Origin of the sequence: Micromonospora sp. DT178 (assembly GCF_049841695.1) — a bacterium.
Lineage (GTDB): Bacteria > Actinomycetota > Actinomycetes > Mycobacteriales > Micromonosporaceae > Micromonospora.
On the sequence record NZ_JBNCKV010000023.1, the window covers coordinates 57805 to 69369 of the forward strand.

General features: G+C 71.5%; 6 protein-coding genes. 4 read left to right on the forward strand and 2 right to left on the reverse strand.

Annotated features, from left to right (window positions below):
• Nucleotides 1–47 precede the first annotated feature (47 nt).
• Nucleotides 48–1550, reverse strand: a complete 1503-nt coding sequence (locus ACLQ22_RS29515; protein WP_425695189.1) for an AMP-binding protein — start codon at nucleotides 1548–1550, stop codon at nucleotides 48–50.
• Between the two features lie 303 nt (nucleotides 1551–1853).
• Between ACLQ22_RS29515 and ACLQ22_RS29520 the strand changes: the two genes are divergently transcribed.
• From ACLQ22_RS29520 to ACLQ22_RS29535, 4 genes are read left to right on the forward strand one after another with little or no spacing between them, the layout of a single operon-like run.
• A complete protein-coding gene (locus ACLQ22_RS29520) occupies nucleotides 1854–5141 on the forward strand; it encodes a non-ribosomal peptide synthetase (protein WP_425695190.1) in 3288 nt (1095 codons plus the stop codon).
• A gap of 33 nt (nucleotides 5142–5174) precedes the next feature.
• Entirely contained in the window at nucleotides 5175–6116 is a 942-nt protein-coding gene (locus tag ACLQ22_RS29525; RefSeq protein WP_425695191.1) for a TauD/TfdA family dioxygenase, read from the forward strand.
• Nucleotides 6113–8041, forward strand: coding sequence for a condensation domain-containing protein (locus ACLQ22_RS29530; RefSeq protein WP_425695192.1), 1929 nt, complete (start codon nucleotides 6113–6115; stop codon nucleotides 8039–8041). Before ACLQ22_RS29525 ends, ACLQ22_RS29530 begins: the two co-directional genes overlap by 4 nt.
• Nucleotides 8038–9867, forward strand: coding sequence for a non-ribosomal peptide synthetase (locus ACLQ22_RS29535; RefSeq protein WP_425695193.1), 1830 nt, complete (start codon nucleotides 8038–8040; stop codon nucleotides 9865–9867). The genes ACLQ22_RS29530 and ACLQ22_RS29535 overlap by 4 nt, the downstream gene beginning before the upstream one ends.
• Here ACLQ22_RS29535 and ACLQ22_RS29540 read toward each other — a convergent pair.
• Nucleotides 9864–11531: a PhpK family radical SAM P-methyltransferase gene (locus ACLQ22_RS29540; protein WP_425695194.1), complete on the reverse strand. Its 1668-nt coding sequence runs from the start codon at nucleotides 11529–11531 to the stop codon at nucleotides 9864–9866. The genes ACLQ22_RS29535 and ACLQ22_RS29540 overlap by 4 nt on opposite strands.
• Nucleotides 11532–11565: the final 34 nt, after the last annotated feature.

Here is an 11565-nt window from a genome sequence, read left to right on the forward strand (position 1 = left end):
CATCCGCAGCACTTGACGCGGAATCAGGAGACCGAGGTGCCGCTTCATCAGGACCACAGGAAGTCGGCGGCCATCCGGTCGACCGCAGGCCGGTCCAGCTTGCCGTTCGGCAGTCTCGGCAGTTCATCGACCGCCTGCCAGCGGCTCGGCAGGGCGCCGCGAGGCAGGTCGTCGCGGAGCAGCCGGCGCAGATCGGGCAGGCTCTCGTGGGCGTCGGCACAGGCCACGAAGGCGACAAGACTGGGAACCGCCGAGCCTCGGCGGGCGATGCCGACGGCGGCCGGTCGCCCGCCGACGCGCCGTACGATCGCCTGCTCGATCTCCGCCAGCTCGATCCGCATTCCGCCGATCTTGAGTTGGGTGTCGCGGCGGCCCGCGAAGTGGACGAGATCCTCGGCGTCCAGGCTGACGATGTCGCCGGTCCGATAGGTTCGCGCCCCCTCGACGTCCGGGAAGCGCGCGATCCCACCGGCCGCGGTCGCGTATCCGGCCGCAACGCCCGGGCCCGAGATCCGCAGTTCACCGGTTCGGGAGCCGGTCCGCTCGCCGTCGAGGTCGATGTACGCGGTCGTCCCGGGAATCGGCCGGCCGATCGGCACGTCGGACGAGTCGGCGTCCGCTGGACGGCACCGGTGGACCATCGTCCACACGGTGCCCTCGGTCGGTCCGTACTCGTTGTAGAGCGCCGCGCCGGGAAGCTGTGCGAAGTGCCGGCCGACGAGGCGCGGCGGGCAGGGCTCCCCTGCGACGATGACCGTGCGCAGGCTCGTGAGCTGCCCCGGGCCGGCCGTGTCCAGTACCGCCTCGTAGAGGGTGGGTAGCAGCAGGAGGTGGGAACCGCGGAAGCGGTCCGCCGCCGTCACGATGGCCTCGGCGTCGAGTGGGTTGCGGCCGGGGATGACGAGGTGCGCCCCGGTCGCCAGCGACCAGTAGATGCCAGCCACGGAGCTGTCGAAGGATATCGACGAGCAGAGCAGGTACACCGACGGCGCCTCCGGGTAGTAGTGGATGCGGGCGCGGGTGGAGTATCCGAGGCCGTCGTGGGTGACCACCACGCCCTTCGGCGTACCGGTCGAGCCGCTGGTGAACAACGTGTACGCCGGGAATTCCCCCGCCGGCCCGGCGCGCGGGGCCGCTCCCGACGGCCCCCCGGCGGCGCCCGTGATCCGGAGTCCGGCGTCGGGGCGCTCGGACTCGGTGATGCGGCAGGTCGCCCCGCTCGCCACGATGACGTCCTCCTGCCGCCGGCGGGGAAACAACCGGTCGACCGGCACGTACTGCGCGCCGACGCGCAGCACGGCGAGCATCGCGACGATCGCCCACCGGGACGCGGCGGTCTGGATGATCACCGGTTCCGCCGCGCCGACGCCGGCCGCCCGCAGCTCCGCCGCCAGTGAGCGGGTCTCGGCGTCCAGGTCCGCGAAGGTCAGGCAGCCGCCGGGATCGGACACGGCGGGCCGCTCCCCGAAACGGCCGAGGGAGGCGTCCAGCAACGGAAGAATCGGCTCGCCGACGGCGAGGTCCGCACCCACGAGCCGGATCGATTCCACGTCGCCCCCCGAGCCTCCGCAGACAAGTCAGGGTAGCCGCCCCCAACGCTCGCGTCCAGCCGATGCCGACCCCCGCCAATGGTCGATTAGCGCCAATGCCTGATGGCGGCTTTCAGATCTTGGCAAGGGTGCCGTGGCAGGCGCTTGACGAAACTCGGCGGGCCTTGTTGTACTGGGTCGGTCTTCACGATCGTGCACCGCGATTTCAGCGGCGGCACGACCGGTAGCGGCGTCCGAGTGGCCGCCAGCCAATTAACGTCCACTTCATGAATTGTTGGCGATCAGGACTCGCGAGGCCGATTGATGCAGCGTTCGGACGAAGGAACGGAGGCGCCGTCGCGGCCGGAGGCGGTCTCCGCCAGCCAGCGGCGCTTCTGGTTCCTGGACCAGATCACGCCCGGCGTCCCCGTCTACAACAGCTATTCGGCGATCGACCTGTCGGGCCCGCTCGACCCCGCGCTCGCGGTCCGGGCGTTGCAGGGGGTCGTCCGCCGGCACCGCATCCTGCGTTCCCGATTCCCGGACGAGGACGGCCAGCCGACCATCGACACGTCGACGGGTGACCAACCGGCGGCGATACCGTTCATCGACCTCTCCGCGCTTCCGGACCCGACACGCGGTACGACCGCCGACGGCCTGGTCGACCGACTCGCGCATCGCACATTCGACATTCAGCGTGGCCCGCTGTTCCGGGCGGCGGTCATACGCACGGAAACCGACCGGCACATCCTGCTGTTCGGCGTGCACCACATCGTCTCCGACGGCTGGTCGGCGCAGGTGGTGTTCCGCGATTTCCGCGATCTGTACGCCACCCTCGCGGAGAATGGCGAATTCCGTCCGACACATTCTCGGCCGCAGTTCTCGGATATCGTCGCGAGACAGGAGAAGTGGCGGAACAGCGCCGGACACGACCATCAGCTGGATTACTGGCGCGGTCGGCTGGACGGCATCCCCGGCGATTCCCGCGTGCCGCCGGACCGCGGGGCGAGGACCGATGCCGGGCACGCCGCCGGACACGCCCGGTACGCCATCGCCGACGACCTGGCCGGGCGGCTGCGGGCCCTCGCCCGCGCCGAGCGGGTCACGCTGTTCATGGTGCTGCTGACCGGCTTGAAGATCACCGTGTCGCGTTACCTGCAACGCGGCGACATCACGGTGGGCACGCCGATCGCGATGCGCGACGATCCGGACGTCCAGGACATGGTCGGGCCGCTGCTGAACACCCTGGCACTGCGCACCGATCTGTCCGGCGCGCCGACCGTACGACAGGCCCTGCTCCGGGTACGCGACACCTGCCTCGGCGCGTACGACAACCAGGACGTCCCCTTCGACTCCGTGGTCGCCGCGCTGGGCGGCGGGCGGGACCTGGAGAACAGCCCGTTCTTCCAGATCCTGTTCCAGTACGTCGCCGGCGCCGGCGAGCGGCACTCCTTCGCCGGACTGCGGGCCTCACTGAGGGAGGTCGAGCTCGGTCTGGCCAAGCTCGACCTGACCCTCGACGTGGTGGAGGACGACGGCGCCCTGGAGCTCGTCGCCCGGTACCGGGCCAGCAGCTACGACCGGGCCACGATCGACCGCCTGGCAGGGCACTGGCAGAACGTGCTCGCCGGCATGTGCGCGCGGCCGGACGCGGACATTGAGGACCTCGACGTGCTCACCCCGGCGGAACGGTCCGCGGTCGCCGCCGCGTCGACCGGGGCGCCCGTCGTCGCGCCGGCGGCGACGTCGGTGCTGGATCTCTTCGAGCGGATCGCCGACGCCCACCCGTACGCCGAGGCGGTCGTCTGCGGAAGCGTACGGCTCGGCTACGGGCAACTGGACCGGCGGGCGAACCAACTCGCGCACCGCCTGCGCGAGCTCGGGGTGGCACCCGAGACGCGGGTGGGCATCCTGATGGAGCGTTCGGTCGAGACGATCGTCGCCGTGCTGGCGGTCTGGAAGGCCGGCGGAGCGTACGTGCCGGTCGACACCGACATGCCGGCCGCCCGACGGGAGGCGATCCTGGCCGACGCGGGCGTGACCGTCCTGCTCACCCAGGAGCAGCTCGCCGGCGACCTCGCCGACGACCGGCGGCACGTGCTGACCGTCGACCCGGACCACACGGCGTTCGGCCACCTGCCGACCGATCGGCCGCCGCGCACCACGGCCGCCGGGCAGCTGAGCTACGTCATCTACACCTCGGGGTCGACCGGACAGCCGAAGGGTGTCATGGCGACCCACGGGGGCCTGCTGGGCACCTGCCTGGCGTGGGAACACGCGTTCGGGCTCCGGGGGCGGATCCGGTCGCACCTGCAGATGGCGAACTTCTGCTTCGACGGCTTCCTCGGGGAACTCGTCCGGTCCCTCACGTCCGGGGCGAAGCTGGTGGTCTGCCCCCGCGAGTTCCTGCTCTCGCCCGACCGGCTGCTCGCCCTGGTGCGGGACGAACGGGTGGATGTCGCGGACTTCGTACCGACCGTCCTGCGGGCGTTGTCCGGGCACCTTGAGCGCAGCGGCCAAGGCCTCGGCGGGCTCCGGCTCGTCATCGTGGGGTCCGACACCGTACCCGCGGACGAGCTGGCCCGCCTCCGGCGGCTCGGCGGGCCGGACACCGAGGTGGTCAACTGCTACGGGCTCACCGAGGCAACCGTGGACAGCACCTACTTCGTCTGCCCGCCCGACTGGCCGGAAGACACGTCCGTGCTCATCGGCGAACCGCTGCCCGGAATGACGGTCCATCTCCTGGACCCGGCGCTGCGGCCGGTGCCGCCGGGAATGCCCGGCACGATCTTCGTCGGCGGCCCCACGGTGGCTCGCGGATACCTTGGCGATCCCGGCCGGACGGCATCGGTCTTCCTGCCCGACCCGTTCAGCCCGCAGCCCGGTGCCCGGATGTACCGGACCGGCGACCGGGCGCGTTTCCGCCGGACGCCGCAGGGGTTGCGCATCGAGTATCTCGGCCGGGCCGACCAGCAGGTCAAGATCCGCGCGTACCGGGTCGAGCTGGGCGAGATCGAGGCGGCCCTGCGGCGCCTGCCGGGCGTCCGGGACGCGGTGGCGGTCGTGGACGACAGCGATCCCACCGACCGGCGGGTGCATGCCTTCGTCGCCGCCGCCGAGACCGCCGAGACGCGGGACTGGCATGCCGCGCTGCGCGCGACACTTCCCCACTACATGCTTCCCGATCGTCTGGTGCTGCTGCCCGCGCTACCGACCACGGCGACCGGTAAGACGGACCGCCGCGCCCTGGCGGGTCGCCCCGGCCGGGAGATCTTCCTGCCGGGCACCGGGACGCCGCCGCGTACCGAGACCGAGCGGCGGCTGGCTCGGCTGTGGACGCGGGTGCTCCGCGGACGGCGGACCGGTGTGCACGACGACTTCTTCGTCGCCGGCGGCGACTCCCTGCTGGCCATGCAGCTCGTGGCGCGCGTGCGGGCCGAGTGGGGCATCGAGTACGGCCTCCGGCAGTTCTTCCGCCAACCGACGATCGCGCAGGTCGCCGCGAGGATCGACGCCGAGGACGCGCGCCCCGACCGGGACCTCGCCCGGCTGGACGAGATCGTTCCGGTGGCCCGTGAGGTCGTCCGTCACCCCGCTGACGGAACGCCGTGATCCCGCTCGCCGACCGGCGCTGAAGGAGAGGCCGTGGACCTTCCGTACGTCATCCGCAGTGACCGCCCCGGGGAGAGGCTCACCGACCGGATCGCGGCCGACCGCCCCGAGATCCGGCACAGGTTACGCACCAACGGCGCGGTCCTGCTCCGCGCCTTCGAGGTCGGCGGAGTCGACGGCCTCGAGGAGGCGGTGAGGGCGCTGTCCGGTGATCCGCTGCCCTACACGGAGCGTTCCTCGCCCCGGTCGACGATCAAGGGGAGGATCTACACCTCCACCGACTACCCACCCACCGAGGAGATCTTCTTCCACAACGAGAACTCCTACCAGAGTTCCTGGCCGATGACGCTGTACTTCCACTGCGTACAGCCGCCCCTGGAGCGGGGCGCCACCCCGCTGGCCGACACCCGTGGCGTGCTGCGGGAGCTCGACCCGACGGTGCTGAAGGAGTTCGCCAGGCGCCGGTGGATGGTCCGGCGCAACTTCACTCCCGACGTGGGCCTGCCCTGGCAGGAGGTGTTCAACACCACCGACCGTGACCAGGTCGACCGCTACTGCGCCGAGCACGGCATCGAGGCGCAGTGGCGCGGCCCGCAATGGCTGCGCACGACCTCGGTCCGCGATGCCGTGCACCGGCACCCGCAGACCGGGGAGCGGGTGTGGTTCAACCATGCCGCCATCTTCCACGTCACCACCCTCGGGCCCGACGTCCGCTCCGGGCTGCTGGAGATGTTCGGAGAGGACGGACTGCCCAGCAACAGCTACTTTGGCGACGGAGGCGCGATCCCCGACGACGTCATCGGCCACGTCCGCGACTGCTACCGCGCGGCCGGCACCCGATTCGACTACGAGCGGGACGACGTGCTCGTCATCGACAACATGCTGACCTCCCACGCGCGTGAGCCGTTCCGGGGCCCGCGCCGCATCGCCGTCGCCATGGCCGAACCGGCGCCGACGGTCGGAGCGGCGTCATGAGCGGAGCCGGTCCAGTCGTCTCGAGCGAGGCCTCCTCGGCGCAGCGTCGCATCCACTTCCTCAACCAACTGGTGCCGGACGGCGCGGTGCAGAACATCACCCGGGCCCTCGATCTGCACGGTGAGCTGGACGTCGCGGCGCTCGATCGGGCACTGCGGCGGACCGTACGCCGGCACGAGAGCCTGCGGACCTGTTTCGCCGTCGTCGACGGCAGCCTGCGTCAGCTGATCACCGAGCGGGAGCCGCGGCTGCGCGTCATCGACGTCCGTGACGTCCTGTCGGGCGACGCCACGTCGTCGCCGGCGGGACTGGTGCAGGCGCTGACCGACCAGGAGGCGGTACGCGTGTTCGACCTCGCGCGCGCCCCGCTGCTGCGCCTCACCCTGCTGCACACCGGTCCGCGCCGGTACGTACTGCTGACATCGTTCCACCACATCATCGCCGACGCCTGGTCGGTCGACATCTTCTTCACCGAGCTGGCGGCGCTCTATCGTGCCGAACGGACCGGAGAGCCGGTGCTCCTGCCCGAACCGCGGCTGCAGTACGCCGACTACGCCACCTGGCAGAACCGGCTGATGCGGGCCGGCCGTTGGGAACGCGGCAGCGCCTATTGGCGGGAGCAGTTGCGCGACGCGACGGAGCTGGCCCTGCCCACGGACCGTCCCCGACCGGCCCGGCCCGTGTACCGCGGTGACAGCTACCGCTTCTCCCTCGACACCGCCGTCACCGCACGTCTGGGGGAACTCGCCCGCGCGGAAGGTGCCACCGTCTTCATGGCGCTGCTCGCCGGATTCGCGATCCTCCTGCACCGGTGCACGGGCCAGCAGGACATCGTCGTGGGCGGAACGGCCTCGGGACGCGACCGGCCGGAGGTCGAGTCGCTGATCGGGGCCTTCGTCAACATGCTCGCCCTCCGGATCCGGGTGGACGGCGAGCGGAGCGCCCGCGAGGTGCTCAGGCTCACCTCGGAGACCTGCCAGGACGCGTACGAGCATCAGGACGTCCCGTTCGAACAGGTGGTGGCGACGCGGGGCGAGGCACGCCGGTCGGACCGCCACCCGATCTTCCAGGTCGTGTTCCAGATGATCACCGACGCGGACCCTGAGTTGGCCCTGCCGGGTGCCACCGGCACGTTGCGCGAGGTCGACCGGGAGAACTCCACCTACGACCTGGTCTGCACGGTCACCCGGACGCGGGAGCGGCTCGCCGGGCGGATCGACTACGACACCGATCTCTTCGCACACTCGTCCGTCGTGGCGCTCGCCGACTGCTGGCTGGCCATCCTCGCCGACCTCGGCCGGGACCCGGACCGGAAGGTCCGCGAGCTGGCGCCCGGTGGTGACCGTACGGCCGGCGCACCACCGGCTCCGGTGACCCGGGCCGCGCTGGACCAGGTGCTCGACGTCGCCGCGCTTGCCGGACCCGACGCGGGTGACGACGTGCACGGCGAGGTCGTCGACGTGCACGGGCTGTCGACGCCGGTGGGTATGCCCGGTGAGCTGTGGGTCGTCGCCGGACGCCGGCGGACCCGCACCGGGCGGCTGGTCCGGCGGCGCCCGGACGGGACCCTGGCGCCCGCGTACCTGCCCGACCACCCCGCCGAGGGGGTCGAGACACGGGTCGTGGGCACCGGCCCCACGGACGCGACCGAGGCCGCGATCGCCGCGATCTGGAGCGAGGTACTCGGCCGCCCCGACATCGGCCGGCACGACAACTTCTTCGTGCTGGGCGGGCACTCCCTGCTGGCGACCGTCGTCGTGACCTTCATCCAGGAGCGTCTCGGGGCACCGCTCAGCCTGGCCGACTTCTTCCTGGACCCGACGGTCGCCGGGCTCGCGGCCGAACTGACCGCGCGGCCTGCCGTCGCGGGGACCGACGGCGAACTGGCCGACATGTTGGCCGACTTGGAGCGCGAGTCGAGATGACCGAGACGACCGAGGCGCCGACGTCCCGCACCGGGTCCGAACCGACCAGCGCGACGACGGCAGCTGCCGCCGTCATCCCGGACGTGGTCGGGCTGATCGAGCGGTGTACCGCGGTTACGCCGGACGCCGTCGCGGTGACCATGGGCGACACCCACCTGACGTACCGGCAGCTCGACCGGCGCGCCGACGGGCTCGCCCGGCGGCTTCGGGACCTCGGCGTCGGCCCGGGACGGATCGTCGGCCTGCACGCCGATCGGTCGCCCGAGCTGATTGTCGGCCTGCTGGCCGTGTTGAAGTCCGGCGGCGCCTACCTGCCCCTCGACCCGGCGCTGCCCGATGACCGCCTGCGCTTCATGGTCGACGACGCCGCCGCGTCGATCGTGCTGACCCGACCCGGGCGGCACGGCCCGATGGCCGGCGGCTCATACGACCTGGTCTCCCTTGACGGGGACAGGGACGGGGACGGGGTGAGGCTCGGGACCGGAGCCGGCCCACGGGACCTGGCGTACGTGATGTACACCTCGGGCTCCACCGGGCGACCGAAGGGCGTCATGGTGGAGCGCCAAGGGCTGGCGAACTACGTGCGGTGGCTGATGGCCGAGTTCTCGCCGGGCCGCCCGGTGCACAGTCTGCTGCACAGCTCGATCGCGTTCGACTTCTCCGCCACCAACATCTACCTGCCGTTGGTGACCGGCGGGAGCCTCGCGCTGGCGCCGCCGGACGCCGACCACGAGGCCCTCGCCCGGCTGCTCCAGGACTCGCGGCTGGACCTCGTCCGGGTGACCCCGTCGCACGCCGAGCTGCTGGACGCCGCCACGGGCGGGCGGACGCCACCACCTGGGCCGCGGTACGTCGTCGTGGGCGGCGAGATCCTCCGGGCGCACCAGGTGTCGACCCTGCGCCGCCTCTTTCCCGGATCAGTCGTCTACAACCACTACGGACCGACCGAGACGGTGATCGGGCGCTGCTTCCTGCGCCTCGACGAATCCGCCGGGTTCCACCTGGACGACTACGCCGCCCATGATCCCGTGCCGGTCGGCGGCCCGATCCCCCACACCCTGCTCACGGTGCGTCCCCGAGAGCCGGAGGAGACCGCGGACGACACCGGCGAGCTGCTGATCGGCGGGCTCGGCCTGGCCCGCGGATATCTGAACCTCCCCACGCTCACCGAACGGAACTTCGTCACGCTGCCGGACGGTACCCGGGCGTACCGGACCGGCGACCTGGTGCGCCTGGACGACCGGCGGCGGCTCGTGGTGGTGGGACGGACCGACGACCAGGTCAAGATCCGCGGGCACCGCGTGGAGCTGGGCGAGGTCGAGGCCTGCCTGCGGGCGTCCGACGAGGTACGCGCCGCCGCCGTCGTGAAGGTGGCCTCCCCCGGCGACGCCCTGGTCGCATTCGTCGTACCCGGAGGGAACGGGCATCTTGATCCGGCCGCCCTGCGCGCCGGCCTGGCCCGGCGGCTGCCGAACTACATGCTGCCGCACCGGTTCGTCGTGCTGGATGCGCTGCCGCTCTCCGCCAACCGCAAGCTCGACCGGGCCGCCCTCGCCGCGCTGGCGGTCGCCCCCGCGCCCCGACCGGTGGCCGAGCCGTCCGACCCGCACCCGGAGAGTCGGGAGGAGCGGTTCCTGCGGTGCGTACGGGACGTGCTGGGGCTGAGCGAGTTGTCGGCGGACGACGACTTCCTCGCCCTGGGCGGCGACTCGATCGCCGCGATGAAGTTGGCCGCCCGGTGCCGGGCGATCGGCATCGAACTGCGGTACACCCAGATCCTCGTCGCCCGGAGCCTCGGCGAGACGCTGGACGGCGCCACCCGCTAGCGGAGCGTCGGCGACACGGCGGCGGAGCCGTACCGTGAGGGCCGCGAGTCCACGCCCGCGTACCAGTCGACCAGGGCCCGCTCCGCGGCCCGGCGGCGCTCCTGGGTGCCGGTGTCCTCACCGTCGTTGAGGACCATGAGGTCACGGCCCAGCCGGTGCAGCTGGACGACCTGCTCCGGGCTGAACCCGCGGCCGAGCAGGTAGGGCAACGCCCAGAAGTCGAAGTTCCACATCGGCATCCACAACGACTCCGTCACCTCGGCGAAGACGCGATCCACGGCGTCGCACGCGCCCGCCGAGTCCATCGTCGCGTGCCGCCAGCGGAAGTCTCTGCCGGTCAGCGCGTACTTCGCCGCCTGCTGGTGGATCGGGGCCCGGTGGTTGTACCACCACGGCTCGATCCGGAAGAACGTCGGCGCCACGTCGTTGAGGAAGTCGATCGTGTTCTGCACCGTCTGCTCCGTCTCGCCGGGAAAGCCGGCGATGAACGAGGCGAACGACATGATGCCGCGCTCGTTGAGGCGCTCGATGCCGTTGCGGTAACGGTCGACGCTGGCCGACTTGCTCATCGCCTTCAGGACCGTGTCGTCGCCCGACTCGATGCCGAGGAAGACGCCGGCGCACCCGCTGCGCGCCATCAGGTCGAACATGTCGCTGCCCCGTACGTTGCCGCACCGGAAGTACGAGTACCAGCGGAACCCGTACCCCTTGCGGATCATGAGCTGGCAGATGTCGACGAAGCGCGGAAGCGGCACGTTGAAGGTGTCGTCGATGAAGACGATGTCCGTCGCGCCCAGTCCGGCCATGGCGTCGAGTTCCCGTTCGATCGTCCGCAGCGAGGCCAGCGACAGCGCGCCCGCCCGGATCGGGTAGTCGCAGAAGCCGCACTTGAACGCGCAGCTGCGCGCCGTCCGGGTCTGGAGCACGGGTCCCAGGTCGCCACCGTCGAACTGACCCCACTCGATGGCGCACTCGTCGAGCGAGTTGTTCTCCGGCACCCGGCGGCTGCTCACCACCGTCTCCCCGTCACGCACCCACAGCAGGTTCGGCACGTCCTCGAGCGGCCGTCCGTCGCGGACGGCGGCGGTCAACCGACGCAGCGTGTCCTCGCCCTGCCCGTCGTGCACGTACACGTCGGCGCCGATCTCGGCCAGCACCCAGGGCAGCGTGGCCGCGTCGGCGTCCACGATCAGGTTGGCGACCAGCGGCCCGCCGACCACCACCATCGTCTCCGGGTTGCGCTCCCGGACGAACTCGACCAGCTCGATCACCGGTCCCGGCGAGACGTAGAACGTGGTGGTGATGACGGTGAGCACGGGGTCTCGCTCGGTCAGCAGGGCCGCCAGCCGGTCCTGCTCCGGGCGGAACGCCGAGACGAAGTCCGTCTCGTACCCGTGCCGGCGCAGGTGGCTGGTCAGGTACACGGCGGCGAGGTTCGGGACCTCGCCGATGTGGTACCCGACGTGGCCGGCGCCCGCGCCGGAGCGGCGACGGTCCAGCTCCGACAGCAGGTCCATGTACGGCAGCCGCTGGCCGTCGAAGCGCACGTGGTCGTGGCGGGCGGTCCGATACTCGATGGCCTGGCCGCCCTTGCGGCCCACCAGGTCCAGGTGACGCGAGAAGGGCGTGTCGTTGTAGCCGATGATCAGACAGTCGAGCCGCATCGTGTGTCCCTTCGTAGGCCCTCCGACGCGACGC